17 protein-coding genes are annotated in these 17,176 nt (G+C 34.7%); 15 read left to right on the top strand and 2 right to left on the bottom strand.

What is annotated here, in order from left to right; genetic code table 11:
- Positions 1 to 66: 66 nt before the first annotated feature.
- A complete protein-coding gene (locus HCX49_RS06625) occupies positions 67 to 867 on the bottom strand; it encodes a helix-turn-helix domain-containing protein (RefSeq protein ID WP_168126569.1) in 801 nt (266 codons plus the stop codon).
- Positions 868 to 1,051: 184 nt separating this feature from the next.
- Here HCX49_RS06625 and HCX49_RS06630 point away from each other — a divergent pair, with 184 nt between their 5' ends.
- From HCX49_RS06630 to mgtA, 8 genes are all read left to right on the top strand, one after another.
- Positions 1,052 to 1,489: a GNAT family N-acetyltransferase gene (locus HCX49_RS06630; protein WP_132839833.1), complete on the top strand. Its 438-nt coding sequence runs from the start codon at positions 1,052 to 1,054 to the stop codon at positions 1,487 to 1,489.
- Positions 1,490 to 1,547: 58 nt separating this feature from the next.
- A complete protein-coding gene (locus tag HCX49_RS06635) occupies positions 1,548 to 1,994 on the top strand; it encodes a GNAT family N-acetyltransferase (RefSeq protein ID WP_132839832.1) in 447 nt (148 codons plus the stop codon).
- 117 nt (positions 1,995 to 2,111) lie between these two features.
- Positions 2,112 to 2,585: a hypothetical protein gene (locus tag HCX49_RS06640; RefSeq protein WP_168126570.1), complete on the top strand. Its 474-nt coding sequence runs from the start codon at positions 2,112 to 2,114 to the stop codon at positions 2,583 to 2,585.
- Positions 2,586 to 2,867: 282 nt separating this feature from the next.
- Positions 2,868 to 3,287 (top strand): cupin domain-containing protein, encoded by a 420-nt coding sequence (locus HCX49_RS06645; protein WP_168126571.1) that lies wholly within the window; start codon positions 2,868 to 2,870, stop codon positions 3,285 to 3,287.
- On the top strand, positions 3,284 to 3,712 hold the full coding sequence (locus HCX49_RS06650) for a putative quinol monooxygenase (RefSeq protein ID WP_168126572.1): 429 nt from the start codon (positions 3,284 to 3,286) through the stop codon (positions 3,710 to 3,712). Before HCX49_RS06645 ends, HCX49_RS06650 begins: the two co-directional genes overlap by 4 nt.
- 323 nt (positions 3,713 to 4,035) lie before the next feature.
- Entirely contained in the window at positions 4,036 to 4,350 is a 315-nt protein-coding gene (locus HCX49_RS06655; protein WP_168126573.1) for a hypothetical protein, read from the top strand.
- 741 nt (positions 4,351 to 5,091) lie between these two features.
- A complete protein-coding gene (locus tag HCX49_RS06660) occupies positions 5,092 to 5,793 on the top strand; it encodes an MgtC/SapB family protein (protein ID WP_132839825.1) in 702 nt (233 codons plus the stop codon).
- Between the two features lie 131 nt (positions 5,794 to 5,924).
- Positions 5,925 to 8,636, top strand: coding sequence for a magnesium-translocating P-type ATPase (gene mgtA, locus HCX49_RS06665; RefSeq protein ID WP_168126574.1), 2,712 nt, complete (start codon positions 5,925 to 5,927; stop codon positions 8,634 to 8,636).
- A gap of 235 nt (positions 8,637 to 8,871) precedes the next feature.
- Here the strand turns inward: mgtA and HCX49_RS06670 are convergent, their stop codons facing one another.
- A complete protein-coding gene (locus HCX49_RS06670) occupies positions 8,872 to 9,375 on the bottom strand; it encodes a hypothetical protein (RefSeq protein WP_168126575.1) in 504 nt (167 codons plus the stop codon).
- 413 nt (positions 9,376 to 9,788) lie between these two features.
- On the opposite strand from HCX49_RS06670, the gene HCX49_RS06675 reads away from it, so the two are divergent.
- The 7 genes from HCX49_RS06675 (at position 9,789) to HCX49_RS06705 (ending at position 17,175) form a co-directional block, all read left to right on the top strand.
- Positions 9,789 to 10,241 carry a hypothetical protein gene (locus HCX49_RS06675; RefSeq protein WP_168126576.1) on the top strand — a complete coding sequence of 151 codons (453 nt, stop codon included), beginning with the start codon at positions 9,789 to 9,791 and terminating at the stop codon, positions 10,239 to 10,241.
- Positions 10,242 to 10,362: 121 nt separating this feature from the next.
- Positions 10,363 to 10,890 (top strand): hypothetical protein, encoded by a 528-nt coding sequence (locus HCX49_RS06680; RefSeq protein ID WP_168126577.1) that lies wholly within the window; start codon positions 10,363 to 10,365, stop codon positions 10,888 to 10,890.
- A 190-nt stretch (positions 10,891 to 11,080) separates the two neighbouring features.
- Entirely contained in the window at positions 11,081 to 11,932 is an 852-nt protein-coding gene (locus tag HCX49_RS06685; protein WP_168126578.1) for an AraC family transcriptional regulator, read from the top strand.
- Positions 11,933 to 12,015: 83 nt separating this feature from the next.
- Positions 12,016 to 12,612 carry a short chain dehydrogenase gene (locus HCX49_RS06690; RefSeq protein ID WP_168126579.1) on the top strand — a complete coding sequence of 199 codons (597 nt, stop codon included), beginning with the start codon at positions 12,016 to 12,018 and terminating at the stop codon, positions 12,610 to 12,612.
- Positions 12,613 to 12,932: 320 nt separating this feature from the next.
- On the top strand, positions 12,933 to 13,841 hold the full coding sequence (locus tag HCX49_RS06695; RefSeq protein ID WP_237682731.1) for an NAD(P)/FAD-dependent oxidoreductase: 909 nt from the start codon (positions 12,933 to 12,935) through the stop codon (positions 13,839 to 13,841).
- 326 nt (positions 13,842 to 14,167) lie between these two features.
- Positions 14,168 to 15,226, top strand: coding sequence for an ankyrin repeat domain-containing protein (locus HCX49_RS06700; protein ID WP_168126581.1), 1,059 nt, complete (start codon positions 14,168 to 14,170; stop codon positions 15,224 to 15,226).
- Positions 15,227 to 15,579: 353 nt separating this feature from the next.
- Positions 15,580 to 17,175, top strand: a complete 1,596-nt coding sequence (locus tag HCX49_RS06705) for a sensor histidine kinase (RefSeq protein WP_168126582.1) — start codon at positions 15,580 to 15,582, stop codon at positions 17,173 to 17,175.
- The last annotated feature ends 1 nt before the right edge of the window (position 17,176 follow it).

Raw genomic sequence — 17,176 nt, forward strand, 5'->3', positions numbered from 1 at the left:
AAACCGACAGTTCTACATAAAAATGATTCAGATTGGTAAAGAAAGCATATTAGAGGATGGATTTGATCATTTAGAAGCATCCCATAAAGGAAAATTTAGCAATTTTTCGTTTGCATTAAGCATGAATCTTTCAGGGGTGGTTCCAGTAAATCCTTTGAACTCTCTAATATAATGAGATTGATCAAAGTACTCGTTTTGATATGCGATTTCTGTAAGATTGTTAAAATCAGCTTGTCGTAAGATGTTTAGACCAGATTGAAAACGCATAATTCTTGAAAACATTTTTGGAGGCATACCCACATATTGTTTTATTAACCTCTCGAGCGAGCGTTCCGACAAATTCATTTCTTTTTGGGTTTCTTTAAGCGTTTTTCCTTTTTGAAGAAATAAGGATGCGATTGTAGATTTCTCAGTATTGCGCTCTACTTTGCTTATTTGTTTTAATAAAAAGTTTGAGATAATTGTAATCTTTTGCTTTAAACAGACTGCATTAATAAGTTGTTCAAGAATTGGTTCTGTTAAAATATCTTCTAGAGGAACTTTTTGATCATTAAATTCGAAAGCATCTACATTAAAAATAGTCTTTAAAGCTGTTGGTTGTAAATAAACTCCAATAATCCTAAAATTACCTATAACCCGATGCTCTGTAAACTTAGTTGACTGCCCCTGTATATACAACTGGGGTGCTGCCTGAGCATTCATATCAAAAAATAGGTTTGGCTTTTCTTGAAAGATCAATGTAGGTATGCCATCTGGGATGATCTTAAATGACTTAATGCTAAAATTATCTGTGTCGTCTTCCAATACCCAAAAATATCGGATGTAGTCTTGTAAAGACGTTTCTGGAAGGAACTCTTGATAATGCATTTGTTTTACTTTTAAAAGTTAAAAATACAAAAAATGCTGAAAAATACGGAGATCCTTTTCTTATGATCCAGCATCTTTTCAAAGCTTCTATAGAGTCTTATGTTCCAGTTTATTTAGGAGTTTTCGTTTATAATTATCATTTTTAATCAAATAAATTGAATTATACTTTTTGCAATAAAAATTTATGGAATTATCTACACTTATTAGAAGAATCAAAAGCACAGATTTTAACTTTGTTTACGATTGCTTGTGTGCACTTGCAAATGAAATCTTAGATAAAGAAATTATTGAAGAGATATTCAATAACAATATTAAAAACCCAAATTATTATTATTTGATTGCTGAAAATTTAGATGGGAAAATGGGATTTATAACTTTCCATACGCAGTATCTGTTACATCATAGTGGACTGGTCGGCGAAATTCAAGAATTCTACGTAACACAGAATTTCAGAAACAAAGGTATAGGGCGAAAATTGATTCATGAAATTATGGAGATTGCTGATCAAAATAACCTGAAAAGTATTGAAGTAACCACAAACAAAAAGCGAATTGAGAATATTGCCATATATGAAAATCTTGGATTTAACCTGTCTCATAATAAATTTACGATATACAAATAAGCTAACTTGAACACAATTCCTAGAGAAATGCAATAATAACCACTCATTAAAAATTAAAATGAAATTTAGAGTAGCAAGAGTCGGAGATATCCCGCAGATACAAGTTGTGAGAAATGCCGTCAAGGAAAATATGCTTTCAGATCCTAATCTGGTAAGTGATGAGGACTGTGAAGATTTTTTAATAAGAAGAGGGAGAGGCTGGATATGTGAAATTGATCAGAGGATCGTTGGCTTTTCAATTGTTGATCTAGTTGACTATAATATTTGGGCATTGTTTGTACATCCAGACTATGAAAAACAGGGCATTGGAAAACAACTGCACGATGTTATGCTGAATTGGTATTTCGATAAAACAAAGCAAACTGTTTGGCTGGGAACTGCACCCGGTACAAGAGCTTCAATATTTTACAAAACTGCGGGTTGGAAGGAGGTGGGTATGCATGGAAAAGGTGAGATCAAATTCGAAATGACATTTGAAGCTTGGAAAACCTTAAATTCTGATTAGTAATATGGTCTATATTTAATTAGCTGATTTGTAATTTTTGACATAATAGGGTGACTTCTTAAAAAAAAAGTTGAAGTGTTGGTAAATAGAAATTTAAAATAGAATGTGGTAGATAATATGGAGAATTATTTTAATATTGTGCATTTTGTTTTGTACAGAATGATTTATAAACTACATTTAGTTACGGAAAGATTTAATCCTATAAATCTTATTCATAAACTTCCTTTTCAAAAGAGGCGTTATCAAGAATTGGGAATAGATATTTATGATCAAATTAATCGCATATGGGGAGATAAGCAATCTGGACTAAGTATTCAAGCTGCTGGCGGTTTTTTATGCGGTGTCTTAGGGCTATTTTTCTTTTCTTTATTAATGTTATTTAGAGTTCAAGTATCAATATTTGTGATGTTCGGACCTGTAATTGCATCAATTACAGCTTGTTATCTGTTAGTTTTTAGGGGCAATAAATATTTAGCACATTTTGCTAAATTAGAAAAGTGTACAAAGAACGATAGACGTAAGTATAACTGCTTGACGGTAGGATCTATATTTTTAGTTTTTATTTTTTTTTATGCTTGTCTCGTTATTTAATGTCTGTAACTGATCAAGTAATTTTATTTCAATTGATACTTAATTAATACTGGATTGAATAGGGCTAATTTGACATAGTCTTAATGATAAATCAGTAAAATTGGTAAGAGATTCCGTGATTTATATACCATATATTTTCTATTAAATGAGGATTTTTGTACTGGATGTAAATAAATAGATTGTCAAAGACCTGAGTTAAAAACAATTACTCTTAGAGAAGGTTATACCTGTAGTCATGACTACCGAATGCAATTTTCATGTAACACCAATAAATAGAAGGATATGGAACAAATAAAAAATGAAATATTTGAAAAGGGAAATCAAATAACCAATGGATATTTTACAGGAAATGCATTTCTAAATCTGTTGCAAGAAAAAGATGAAAATAATGATTTTGCCCTCGGCAATGTTACTTTTGAATCAGGAGCAAGGACAAACTGGCATACACATCCAAGAGGTCAGGTATTGATTATCACCGATGGTACAGGCATTTATCAAGAAAAAGGTCAAGTCGCCCAGTTGATTAAAAAAGGGGATATCATCAATATTCCTGAAGATGTGGAGCATTGGCATGGCGCATCTGCAGTAAGTGGCATGATCCACATTGCGATCACCAATTATAAAGATGAAGAAAATGTGACCTGGTTACAGGCTGTTTCAGAGGAAGAATATGCTATTGCCAACAAACAAATACAAAGATGAAAAATATATTCAAATTACCATTTTTGACAATCCTGGTGATGCTAATAAGTAGTCAAATCATATTTGCACAAAGCTCAGTTCAGGATACTACGATTAATAGCAATAAACAATTGGTGCGAATTTCAGAAATTGAAGTGTATCCGAAAGATTTTGATGCATACTGTGCTATTTTAAAAGAAGAAGCAGCTGCCTCTGTAAAATTAGAACCAGGTGTAATAGCCATTTTTCCGATGTACATTAAAGCTGATCGATCACAGATCCGTATTTTGGAAATTTACGCCAACGACGAGGCTTACCAGCAACATCTGAAAACGCCACATTTTCAAAAGTATAAAACGACTACGCTTACCATGGTAAAATCATTGAAACTACTTGACATGTCTGTATTAGACAAGGAAACAATGTCTGATATATTCAAAAAATAGAGAGTAGCAAACTGTGGAATGACATCAACTTTGTATTTTTATGATCAAACTTTAAGATAGCTGAAGATTTGAATTGACAGCTTAATACTTAATGAATTTAGTTCTGCGTGATTAGTGTAAAACACTATAATCGGAACATGACAGCGGTGAGCATGATACTTTTAGATCGATGTCGGCGCCGCAGTCAGGTTCTGTCATCCTACTTTCTAAAGGTTTAAACGGAAATTCTTATATTTAACGTTATGCTAGCCTTTAACAAGATCTTTCTTTTTCTAATCATTTGGTTTTTATACCCATCAAACGGCTATAGCCAAAAATCTGTCATGATAACACAGCTCCAAAAACAATATGGTGGAACATGGATTGACAGAAAAACGACTAGATGCCTGCAGATAACTTTTGATAATGACCAATTTGTAACGATCATCGACTGGACCCGTAAATACCAAAGCCGAGAGCATGGCGATGTCTATAAGGCATATATCAAGAAAGACACATTGGTCATGCCCGAGGATAAGGATCACCATGCACCTTACAGTGAAATTACGATAGAAAACAATAAACTGATATACCGGACCAAGTCTACCGGTATACAGAAAATATCAATCTGGGATAAACAGGTATTTTCCCGGAAGTGATACCTTTGTGCATTTAGCCCATTTGCAAAAATTTACAATATGGATGAGTAATTTCTATTTTTGGGAACTTAAAAAAGCTTGTCAAATTTAAATCTAAGCTATTCACCATCTTGTTTTCACTTCATGATTAATAGGTATTATTGAAGTAGATATTCCTAATGCGATGACTCCCTATCATAGGCATGACTATAAAAGATTTTAAACCTAGAACGGAAATTTTATCGCCTGCTCAAAAATCGTTGTACTAAATCGTGACTCGATAACCCGTGCTGTACATAGTGGTCCTACGCTGATCAGTGAAATTTCACATTTATCTTCTCTCCAAATTCTAATAAATTTCTAATAAATTTCTGTTGATCCTCTAATGGCGTGTTAGCGGTATGCATTTTATATTTGCAACACATTTAAACAAAAACAATATGGACTCAGGCCCCCATTCAAAGAGACAAGAGATAATTATTTAATTGCCCGCGAATCATCATAACCTTGTTTTATGCCGATTGCAGGCCAAAAACAACGTTATGTTTCATTTTTCAAAACTATTTAAAAAATATACACACGATCTTGTCGTGTATGACTGCTCAATCGCTTCAGTTATAAGACCAATGATGGTGGTCGCTATAGTGGATCGCATCTGTGACAAGCAAAATTACCCTTTCAGGTACCTCTTTTTAAGATTATCATCCTCACTGTTATATACGGTCAGGTATAGCCTCACACACACTAAAAATAGGAGGGCCAATGACACTATTTGAATTTATTTTAAGATTATCTATCGCATTTGCACTTGGTGCAGCGATCGGCACTGAACGTCAATGGAGACAGCGGATGGCCGGACTAAGAACCAATATGTTGGTATGTCTTGGCGCCTGCATGTTCGTTTCACTTGGGGTGAAAGTTGGCGGAGATGCTTCTGGTAGAGTAATATCTTACGTCGTAAGTGGCATCGGATTTCTTGGTGCAGGAGTAATAATGAAAGACGGTGTGAACGTAAGGGGACTAAATACAGCAGCTACCCTGTGGTGCTCAGCTTCCATAGGAGCATCCTGCGGATTGGGATTTCTTTCTGAAGCCACCATCTTTACCGTCTTTCTGATCATTACGCACGTGCTGATGCGTCCTTTAGGTACAAAGTTAAGCCGTATACCTGTAAATAGTGCTGATAATCCAGTCGCGTATCTCTTAATTATAAAATGCAGACAAGATGTGGAGAATCATTTGAGGGTATTGTTACTTCAGTTCACTGGAAGTGATGAAAAACTGTTGTTAAGATCGCTAAAAAGTACTGATGATGGAGACGCAAGCAGAGCAATAATAATGGCTGAAATACTGGCAAATAGCAATGAAGATGCGATTATGGAGCGGATTGCGGGACGATTAACGATTGAACATGAAGTTTCTGAAGTTAGCTGGAATAAAGCTGGTATGGAGAATGATCTTTAGCCCCATCGTAGATAGATTAATAACCCAAGGACCAATATCCAAAAACTAATAATTATTTAAAATATCTGATAATGATTGGGGTGATATCGCTTCATTTCCAATTGTATAACTAACAATATCTATTTAATATCATGATTAACGTAAAAGAGCGCTTAAAAGATAAAACGATTACTGACAGAAGAAAAATTATGTCAAAAGGTAGTGATGAGGCTGCTGCGACCAAGCTGCAAAATGTTTCAAGATCGGATCAGGATTTTTATTTCGCCATGCTGGAAAGCCATATCGGCGGTTTATCTTCTATACAAGCCAAAGAGAGGTTAAGTAGATTTGGCTTTAACGAGTTGCACCATGAACAAGCGCCTACATGGATAAAGCAACTATTTCAGGCATTTATCAACCCCTTTATTGGCATACTTCTTATTATTGCCACGATCTCCTTTATATTGGATGTATGGTTGGCCAGTCCCGGGGAGACCGATTATAAAACGGTTGTAATGGTCGGTATTATGGTGATGGTAAGCTCTCTACTCAGGTTCTTTCAAGAATACAGGAGTAATCGGGCCGCTGAGCAACTTAAAAGTATGGTAAAAACTACCGCGACAGTTTTAAGGAATATGACTGAAAAGGAAGAGCTTGATATTAAGAAATTAGTGCCTGGCGATGTTATTTTGCTCTCTGCGGGAGATATGATTCCAGCAGACTGCCGTATCGTAAAATCTAAAGATCTCTTTGTAAGTCAATCTATGCTGACAGGAGAGTCTCTGCCCGTAGAAAAGAGAAGTTTGGCTGTTCGGGACGCTGAAGAGAAACCACTGGTAGAGCTGGATAACATCTGCTTTATGGGAACCAATGTGGTAAGTGGTTACGCGACAGCAGTTGTCGTCAATACAGGAAATCAAACTTATTTTGGCACACTCAGTAAAGTTATTGTGGGTAAACGTGCCGAAACAAATTTTGATATCGGGGTTAATAAAGTGAGCTACCTTTTGATCAGTTTTATGGTCGTCATGGTGCCCTTGATCTTCATGATCAATGGATTCGTTAAAGGAAACTGGTGGGATGCACTGCTTTTTGCAATTGCCGTTGCCGTAGGTCTGACCCCAGAAATGCTACCCATGATCGTAACTGCAAATCTTGCAAAAGGGGCAGTGAATATGAGTAAGCACAAAGTGATTATCAAAAGGCTCAATGCCATCCAGAATATAGGAGCGATGGATGTGCTGTGTACAGATAAAACGGGTACGCTGACTATGGACAAAATCGTTTTGGAAAGACACTTGAATATTTTCGGACAGGAAGATGAAGAGGTACTCAAATGGGCTTATCTGAATAGTTTTCATCAAACAGGCCTTAAAAACCTGCTCGATGTTGCTGTCCTCGAACATGTGGAATTACATGACTACCTGAAAGTGGAAGAGCATTTTTTAAAAGTCGATGAAATTCCTTTTGATTTCCAAAGACGTAGAATGTCTGTTGTGTTAAAACAACGAAATGGTAAACATCTGCTCATCTGTAAAGGAGCGGTAGAAGAAATGCTTAATTTGTGCAGTCACGCCTTTGATCCGGGAGATGATAAACAGCTACATATTCAATCAGATCAGGTAATGCCTATGGATGAAGCGATGCGGAAGATGATTTTAAGAACTTCAAATAAACTAAATGAAGCAGGGTTGCGAGTTTTACTGGTTGCTATACGTGAATTTGATGACAGAGCACTGAATTATTCCTTAGAAGATGAGCAAAATATGACGCTCACTGGATTTATCGGTTTTCTTGATCCTGCTAAACCTTCCGCTAAAGCAGCAATTGAAGCATTACAGAAGTTAGGTGTGAATATTAAAGTATTGACAGGTGATAACGAGATTGTCACCAAGAAGATATGCCAAGATGTAGGTATTCCTTTTGATCAGGTACTTTTGGGGGCTGAAGTTGAAAAAATGACTGATATGGAATTAAAGGAACAGATTGGAGAGGTTTCTATTCTGGCAAAATTAAGCCCGGTTCAAAAATCTCGGGTTGTTAAAATACTTAAAGAAAAAGGTCATACAGTTGGTTTTATGGGTGATGGTATTAATGACGCAGCCGCACTTAGAGATGCCGATGTAGGAATCAGTGTCGATACAGCTGTGGATATTGCTAAAGAAAGTGCTGATATAATTTTGCTCGAAAAAGACTTGATGGTTTTGAGAAAAGGAGTAATTTATGGGAGGAGAACTTTTGGAAACATCATCAAATATATCAAAATGACTGCGAGTAGCAATTTCGGAAATATGTTCAGCATGTTGGGCGCCAGTGCTTTTCTGCCATTTCTACCGATGCTACCGGTGCAAATATTAGTGCAAAATTTACTATATGATGTATCACAGGTATCTATTCCATGGGATAGAATGGATGAAGATTTCATTGAGAAACCTAAAAAATGGGATGCTTCAGGCATTAAAAGATTTATGCTTTATATTGGCCCAATTAGCTCCATCTTCGATTATGCGCTATTTGCAGTTATGTTCTTTGTTTTTAAAGCGAATAGTCCAGAACACCAAAGTCTATTTCAGAGCGGCTGGTTTATTGAAGGACTACTTTCACAGACATTGATTGTTCACATGATTCGCACCCGAAAAATTCCATTTATCCAAAGTTGGGCTACTGCGCCTGTAGTGGCGTTAACTTCTCTGATTATGGTTATCGGGGTATTAATTCCGTTTTCACCTTTTGCAGGTGCATTATATATGCAACAATTGCCACTGAGTTATTTTCCTTGGCTTATAGCCATACTAGCTTCTTACTGCACACTTACACAATTTGTTAAAACATGGTATATCAAAAAATTCAATCAATGGCTATGATAACGAAATAGCCAAATGAACTTAATCCGTTTAAGAATTTATTTATCAATGTTGTATTGCTTCCTATCTATGGGACTTAATCGGACTCAGGGATCATTTGAAAAGCTAGTCGCTAAGACGTCATGTATACATACGTCTTAGCGTTTTAAAGAAGCGATATTATTCCTCATTTCCACTTCAATTGTTTCGCTTTAGCATTATCGTAAAAAATAAATAGAAGATCTTTTTAAAATGATCACATTTTTACAACTAAAACAAGTGGTACTATACTTCCATTCTGCTTATATATATCCCAGCTATAATTTAAAATTTTAAGTCCTGTTATAGGATAAGAAAAAAGGCGACAGGATTCTTCACTTTTTTCCTTTAAAATGGTGTATGAGAGGATGATCGTTTCTTTTCCTTGAATCTGGATCTTAAAACTATGGTCTCCAGGGGTATCGTTGAAGAATATAATCTCCATAAATCCATTCATTGGGGAATTTTCTGAACCTTTAATGATACGCCAGTCATAAAATGGTATGCCAGTTTCTCCAACACTGACACTTATATTCTTTTCGCCAAAAGCATCTGTCAAGATGAGGTTGGAACCACTTTCCTTATCTGTGAAGGTAAAGTCAATACGTCGAGGAGGTGCTTGGTTTAAGATATTATCACAATTACGGTTTTTTTTACAGCTTGCTATTAAGCAAAAAGTTGCAACTAGGATTAAAATTGGTGTAATTAACTTTATATTCAAGATTAAAATAGATAAAGACACTGAATTATCCCGCTTGTGGTAATTTTTCAAATAAATATATTCGTTGATTTATGTTCACGATAGGGATGGATCAATCTCTTGAATGCAGCTGATAGGACTTCTCACATTTCACCGTTTTTTAACTTACTGTGATTGATAGAATTGACAATACCTACAATTCCTTGATTATTTGGCATAGCTTTGGCAATGATTTCATCAGTAAATAGTAAATAAACTATTTATTATACGATCGTCTTTTGTAAATACACAAATATTCGACTAAGTTCATTTTAGAAGTTTGTTTTTACATCATGACTTAAATAATAGAAAGTAGTATTTTACATTTAATGCATTAAACATGCACAATCAGAATTTTCAGTTGATATACCTTAATAATTATTTAAAAGGATAGCATGAAACCAATAATGCTTTTGATGACAGTATATGTACTTTTCTCTTGTAGTCATAGTGCTAAAATAGAGGCTACTTATATTGCAAAGGACCACAATTGCGACTGTGAAAAGACGGTCGGAATAGACCGTGTTTTATTTGCCACGAACATTCGGTTGAAAAATGAGAAAAATAGGAGGGTATTGCTGTTTAATTGTGCTACTGTTCATACTGGCATTGCATCTATTAGTGATGCCGATGGTAAGAATGAACGTGAAAAATTTATCTATGACTTGGATTGTATCTCTGCAATAGAACAAAGTCAGGAACTGTCTGATGATTTTAAATATTATACGGAATCGATGCAATCTTCCGAAGATTTTTTTCAAAGCCTGAATGAGGAGAAGAAGTTCTTTTATGAGCTTACTTTTGAGAAGCAAAAGATCAAATCAATCTTAAAAGTGGAATTAGATTGAAAAAACTGTACATCTAGATAGATAGAGTAAAACATGATCAGGCCAAATGAATATAAAGTTCACGACGTGAACACTACAATAAACTAAGGAATACTAACTTATTAATTATAAATTATTCGTCATGGGAACACTATTGTTAAGCGGAACGTTTCTCTACTTATTATCTTGGACAGGCCAAAATAACCTTGCTAAGTATCCATATGCAGATTCAGTCGTTACCGTTCAAGTCGAACAAAAACAAGAAAATAAACCGGTCATAATTTTAGAGGCATTTCAGATACTGGATAGCGATGGCGGTTCTGCTGAAGCTGTATTAAGTATGGATAAGGATGGAAAGTGCTATGTGGGTAAAGAGTTTATCGGTACTATTACGGCAGCAGGAGAATTGAAGTCCGACACAGGAGAGCCATTGGTCCATTTAAAAGGTAATGAGTTACTGTCCAATGACGGGAAAGTTTCACTCGTCATTAAAGAAGACGGTACAATTTCAAATGGTTCTGGTAAGGATATCACTTGGGGACCGGATGGTATATTAAAAAATATGGAATTGAGTCTAAAAATTGTTCCTGTAAACAGTAAAGCAAAAAGAGCGGCTTCCCTTCTCTTATATTCCTTTTTTGGTTCTACAGAGACGGTAGTTCAGAAATAGAGTTTTGATACCATAACAGATCAAGAAGTAATATCAGTTATCTAAACTGACATTAAGAAAGAAAAGATTTCAAAAAACGGGGTGAATCAACTCCAGAAAGTAATACCGAAGAACAAAAATAGTCTTTCACAAACGTTAGTTGGCCGTAATTGGCATTATCATTAGAGCAAAATTATTGAATATATAATAAATGAAAGAAATAAGCATAAGACAAATTACAGAACCCGATTTTTCAGAGGGATTTGCTATTCGGGAGATTGAAGGTATGCTTTCTGAAAAAGATTTGGTACAAGATCTTCATAGGCACGATTTCTTTTTTGTTTTATTTTTAGAAAAGGGAACGGGTGAACATCGTATTGATTTTACAAACTATCCTGTTGACAATTATGCTGTTTTTTTCATGCGACCTGGGCAGGTGCATGAACTCATTTTAAAAAAAGGTAGTAAAGGCTATTTGATGCAATTTAACCGTGATTTTTATACACCAAAAGAAGAACCGATTAATTTTGTTTTACGAAAAGTAAGTCATAAAAATTACTGCCCACTTTCTGTCGAGAGATTTGGTCGAATTTTAGCACAACTAGCTTTTATTTCTGAAGAGTATATAGGTAAACGGGAGCATTACAAGGATGTTATAAAAGCAAGTCTTGAAATACTTTTTATTGAACTTGTCAGACAGAGTAGTAGTCCTAAAGAAATTACAAAGAATGGTAATGAATATTCTCAAAACCAGTTAGAAGAGTTTTTGGAATTATTACAGAAGAACATTGTAAACTATAAGCAAGTAACGAAATATGCAGAATTGATGCATCTTACCACATTCCAACTCAATAAAATAACCAAGGAAACTATTGGTAAATCGTGCTCACAACTCATTAATGAACAAATTGTGCTTGAGGCAAAAAGAAATTTATTAGCGACCACTAATCAGATAAATCAAATTGCATTCGATTTAGGTTTTGAAGATCCTTCTTATTTTATCCGTTTTTTTAAAAAGAATACCAACTATTCGCCAGAAGCATTTCGCAAAAACTTTAAATAAGTACCACTGGATTACACGTTTGTCCTACAAAACAAGCTTTATCATCAAGTAATTTTGAAAAGAATTTAAAAACAAGATGAAATATGAGAATTGTAATTGTAGGTGCTTCAGGTACTATGGGTACTTATTTAGCTGATGTGCTAGAAGGTGAAGGCCATGAATTAATAAGAACCAGTCGATCAGCTAAAGAGATCCAAGTCGATACGACATCCACCCAGTCTATCGAAGCAATGTTTGAAAAGATAGGCCCCTTTGATGCGTTGGTTACTACCGCTGGAGAGACATTTGTCGGTCCATGGAAAAATTTGAACGACCAAAATTTCAAAAAAGGAATTGAAGGTAAAATGATGGGACAAATCAATTTGGTACTAATCGGCCAGCATTACATTAATCCTAAAGGTTCGTTTACCTTGATCACAGGTGCGCTAACACACGAACCTCAAATTAATTTTGCAAATGCGTCAGCAGTAAACGGAGCTGTAGAAAGTTTTGTGAAAGCCGCAGCTATTGAGTTGCAAAATGGCATTCGTATCAATGCAGTCAGTCCTTCAGTCATTGAAAATTCACCCCATTATTTTCCTTATTTCCCAGGAGAAATTCCAACAACGATGAAACAGTTAGAATATCTTTTCAGAAAAAGTTTATTTGGCGCTGGAACAGGAAACATTATCAAACCTTAAAATAATTGAAATGAATAACAAAAGTAAGATGATCCAATCGATTAAAATATGGTTAGTAATTTATCCTTCGATAACGCTTTTCTACGTATTATTTGGAAGCTTTTTAGCGGAGCTCCCATTGTATGTGAGGACACTCATCTTAACCGTAATATTGGTTCCTTGGATGGTCTTTTTGGGTTTGCCTTTTATACATTATGTATTGAAGAGTATAAATAACAATGACAAATTTTAACCGGAGAACTTTTATGAAGCAAGGTGGGGTTTTGACGTCCGTATTTCTCCTGCCTCTTACTTTTAACTCTTTTGTAGATAGAAAAATAATGAAAAACGAAAATCAATTTGATGTAATTATTATAGGAGGCAGCTATTCTGGACTTGCCGCGGCAATGGCGCTTGGAAGAGCTTTAAGAAATGTATTGATAATCGACAGTGGTGAGCCTTGTAATAGGCAGACACCGTATTCGCACAACTTTTTAACACAAGACGGAAAAACCCCATTAGAAATTTCTTTAATAGCAAAACAACAGGTATTGATGTACGATACCATTACATTCTATAGTGGTTTTGCCACAAAAGGTATGAAAATCGAAAAAGGGTTTGAAATTGAAACCGAATCTGGCAACAAATTCACAACATCTAATTTAGTTTTTGCTGCAGGAATAAAAGATATAATGCCCGAAATCCCTGGCTTTTCCGAATGCTGGGGAATTTCTGTCCTGCATTGTCCTTATTGTCATGGTTACGAAGTGAGAAATGAAACAACTGGTATACTTGGGAATGGTGATTTTGGCTTAGATTTTTCAAAACTGATATCAAATTGGACAAAAAAGTTAACCCTTTTTACCAATGGAATAGCAACACTGACTGACGAACAAAAAAATCTACTTGAAAAGCATGCTATTGAAATAGTAGAAATAGAAATCGAGAAATTTGAGCACCAAAACGGAAAAGTCAAAACCATCATCTTTAAAGATGGTTCAAAGCAAATGGTAAATGCAATTTATACAAAACTGCCTTTTGAGCAAAATTGTAGCATTGCTGAACAACTGGGATGTGAATTAACCGAAGACGGTTACCTGAAAATTGATTCTTTTCAAAAAACTACCATAAACGGTGTGTATGCTTGTGGCGATACAGCGACACGAATGCGAACAGTCGCTAACGCAGTAGCAATGGGAACATTGACAGGAATGACTGCAAATAAAGAGCTTATCGAAGAACGTATTTAAATAATAATACGAGCTTTTGCTTTGCTAGTCAGTAGTATGGACTGAATGGATTACCAAGACGCTTCATATCTAATGACCGTTTTTTACTGAATCTGAAATACTAATCTTTCTGCGTTTATTGAGATCAACATATTTTGTCGGCATCAAGGATATGTGAAGCTGCTCACATTAGAATTTGTGATACTGGCGTTAGATCAAAGTCATTGAATGAGACTAACACTATGAAACTTTTGTATTAAATTTGGATTAATGAAATTGTAATACCGAATTTCGTAAGGGTCCAAAACATTGGCAATAATTTTTATTGAATCCGAAACCGATAAATAATGGCAAAAAAGAAAAAAACACTTCCAAAAAACTTCAGTGAATTAATTACTGAAAATAATATAGACAATCTTAAAAAAGTATTTGATACGTGTGAATTCGATGCAAGAGGTGGTTATGGAAAAGCAACAGCTCTTAGTTTTTTTAATGTTCCGGATGAACTTGTTCGCTGGTTGTTGCAAAGCGGAGCGGACATCGAAGCTATCGATAGTTATGGACGTACGGCACTGCATCAACATGCGATGATGCGAAGTGGCAAGTTAGCTGTCTTCTTAGAATTGGGTGCAAATATCAAGGCAGTGGATAGCTATGGGGACACACCCCTACATTTTGCAGCTGGAAGTAGTTTTAATGTTTCATCTGTAAAACAACTTGTAGCCTATGGTGCAGATACCAAAGCGCTAAATTCATATAAACAAACACCCCTCGAGCGAGCTTTAAGTAGTGCAAACAACATTGACATTATACATTTGGTGGAAATATCGCGAATATTACTGCAAAGTGAATCCGAAATCACTCAAAAAATGAAGGATGAAATTATTCGAATAGGAGAAGGTTTTGAATTTCATCGGAAAAATTTTAATAAAGACTATCTACATGAGACAGACCATGCACTAAGTAATCTTTATGAAATATATCAAGTTATACCTGTCAAGAAACGTATTATGCATGATGGTGTATCACCAATAATTGTAAATGGAACAAGCTGGGAAAAACAATTTGAACAATTGTGGAACTTATTGGTGCCATCAAAGGGAAATGCTGATACAGTACAAGGGGAGGTTGTCCGAATTGCAGGAAAAGTACGTGATGAAATATACCGAAATGGGGGTGGAAACTGGAACATTGATTTCAAAAAAATGTTGGATGCATTTTACCTGCACTTAACTTCTGAGCACGCTTTATCTGTTGCTGAACTTGAAGAGGCAAAGACTTATATCAAAGATATTCGTAATACTGGATTTGCTGATGATCTTAATTGCCTATGTGAACTTGCAACGAACTGGGTACGTCTAAATCCGACACCAATTTTGCTTAATAAGCCAAATTACAAGAGATAAATTAAATCACTATAGTCGACGTTTCTTACGACATTTCATTCTATTTAAATAAGAGAGGCCAATCGAAAGATTAGCTTTTCTTATTTACTATCTAATGCAAGTTTTATTGCGATAGAATCAAATTGAAATGGGGAATAAATTGCGAAATAATTAACAACCTGAATATTGTAGTAATAGCGATTTATGGTGAAATATTAAAAATTTAACTTTTAATAATACTTGTTTTTTAAAGATAAAAGTTTTAAATTCTGTATAGAATACTACATTTACTATTTCAAACACTGCCTTTGCTGTTTTATGGTTTTAGTTTTATTACTATTGCAATAAGTTTGAGACAAATTAAACTTAATATTATGAAACGGATCATCTTCACACTTCTCAGCCTTATTATTACGCTATCTACAGTAAATGCACAAAAAGGCATTAATTTTTCACACACCTACGCTGCTGGAGGCAAGCTTCTTATGTGTCTTGATAGTACTGCAGAAAATTTCTATTATGATAATACCTTCGCGAATCAACCTAACACTTACTTTAATTATTTACCTGAAATCAGCAATGTAAGTATCCAAATCTATTTCAGAAAAAAAGACCATGTACAGAATTATCGGTATAGCATTTTAGCCGATGATAAACCAATAGTTGTAAATAAGCCAATAGACCTACCGCAACTTAGAGATATCGATAGGGCAGACGAATCATTCAGATCGACAACACTTGGTGTTTTTCCTATTAACGGAAAAACCATTACAACCTTAGTCTACAGCATCGAAAAGCCTCTAGATATAGACAAGTCTGTTTTTTACGGAAAGCCTATTCCAAAAGCTAAAATAAAGGTTATTGCAAAGCGGTTCGAAATTGATCAAGGAGTTGACTACAGTTATATAGTCGATCCAAAACAAACAACAGTTATTGTTTTTACAGAGAAAGACGATGAACTTACTATTGTTAAAGACAGATCTGATATTGATTATGTTTACTCTATCTCCATAAAAGATAAGCAAACAAATAAAACAATCTTTGAGTCAGTTTCATGGCAATATGGGGGCTATGTCGATGAACATAAACTTTCACCTTATGTTAAGATGAACAAAAACATTTTCAAAAAATCTGGAGATTACGAAATTAGTATTCAACCATTGATCAAGTGGGGTACTTCAGCATCAAAAGATATCGACAAATACACAAGTAGATATACTCTTTCCATAACATTAGATCAAGAGAACTATAGCAAAAAAGAACTTTTAACATATACGTTAGTCGTTTTATTTTCTATTGGATTAGCAGTTCTTATTATCCTTTACTTTAACAAAAAAAGAAATAAGAAAATGCTGGCTGAAAATGAACAGCAAAAAGATAAGGCGAAGCTTCAAATTAGCTTAATTCGGTCTCAATTAAATCCTCATTTTCTATTTAATGCACTTTCTGGTATTCAAAATTTAATGAACAAAAACGATATCGACAATGCCAATAAATATCTATCTAAATTTGCTCGGTTAACTCGTAATGTACTTGATGATAAAGAACTGATTAGTTTATCTCAAGAAAAAAAATTATTAGATGATTACTTACAAATGGAGCAATTGCGATTCGGCTTTAAGTACGAAATTAATCACTCCGAAGACTTGGATTTAGATAACACTGAAATTCCCAGTATGTTGCTACAACCTTTTGTCGAAAATGCGGTGAAGCATGGCATATCGCAAAAAGCTAGCGAAGGAAAAATTGTGATTGAATTTATTAAGCAAGCGAACAATTTGGTGTTACATATTACTGATAATGGGAATGGTTTTGACACAAAAAATAAGAATAATGGATTAGGGTTGCTGTTGACTAATCGTCGAATAACACTATTGAATAGTGTTTATAAAGAAAATCACTTTACCTTAGCTATACAATCAAATTCTAACGGTACTAAAATAAGCTTAACATTAACTGATTGGCTATAAT

Source organism: Sphingobacterium sp. B16(2022), from assembly GCF_012030425.1.
Lineage (GTDB): Bacteria > Bacteroidota > Bacteroidia > Sphingobacteriales > Sphingobacteriaceae > Sphingobacterium > Sphingobacterium anhuiense.

Excerpts from the sequence above, each read along its gene's own strand:
- HCX49_RS06625 (WP_168126569.1), bottom strand. The coding sequence starts at position 867 with ATGCATTATCAAGAGTTCCTTCCAGAAACGTCTTTACAAGACTACATC.
- HCX49_RS06695 (WP_237682731.1), top strand. The coding sequence starts at position 12,933 with ATGAAAAACGAAAATCAATTTGATGTAATTATTATAGGAGGCAGCTAT.
- HCX49_RS06630 (WP_132839833.1), top strand. The coding sequence starts at position 1,052 with ATGGAATTATCTACACTTATTAGAAGAATCAAAAGCACAGATTTTAAC.
- HCX49_RS06685 (WP_168126578.1), top strand. The coding sequence starts at position 11,081 with ATGAAAGAAATAAGCATAAGACAAATTACAGAACCCGATTTTTCAGAG.
- HCX49_RS06675 (WP_168126576.1), top strand. The coding sequence starts at position 9,789 with ATGAAACCAATAATGCTTTTGATGACAGTATATGTACTTTTCTCTTGT.
- HCX49_RS06700 (WP_168126581.1), top strand. The coding sequence starts at position 14,168 with ATGGCAAAAAAGAAAAAAACACTTCCAAAAAACTTCAGTGAATTAATT.
- HCX49_RS06680 (WP_168126577.1), top strand. The coding sequence starts at position 10,363 with ATGGGAACACTATTGTTAAGCGGAACGTTTCTCTACTTATTATCTTGG.
- mgtA (WP_168126574.1), top strand. The coding sequence starts at position 5,925 with ATGATTAACGTAAAAGAGCGCTTAAAAGATAAAACGATTACTGACAGA.
- HCX49_RS06645 (WP_168126571.1), top strand. The coding sequence starts at position 2,868 with ATGGAACAAATAAAAAATGAAATATTTGAAAAGGGAAATCAAATAACC.
- HCX49_RS06640 (WP_168126570.1), top strand. The coding sequence starts at position 2,112 with ATGGAGAATTATTTTAATATTGTGCATTTTGTTTTGTACAGAATGATT.
- HCX49_RS06635 (WP_132839832.1), top strand. The coding sequence starts at position 1,548 with ATGAAATTTAGAGTAGCAAGAGTCGGAGATATCCCGCAGATACAAGTT.
- HCX49_RS06690 (WP_168126579.1), top strand. The coding sequence starts at position 12,016 with ATGAGAATTGTAATTGTAGGTGCTTCAGGTACTATGGGTACTTATTTA.
- HCX49_RS06650 (WP_168126572.1), top strand. The coding sequence starts at position 3,284 with ATGAAAAATATATTCAAATTACCATTTTTGACAATCCTGGTGATGCTA.
- HCX49_RS06660 (WP_132839825.1), top strand. The coding sequence starts at position 5,092 with ATGACACTATTTGAATTTATTTTAAGATTATCTATCGCATTTGCACTT.
- HCX49_RS06705 (WP_168126582.1), top strand. The coding sequence starts at position 15,580 with ATGAAACGGATCATCTTCACACTTCTCAGCCTTATTATTACGCTATCT.
- HCX49_RS06655 (WP_168126573.1), top strand. The coding sequence starts at position 4,036 with ATGATAACACAGCTCCAAAAACAATATGGTGGAACATGGATTGACAGA.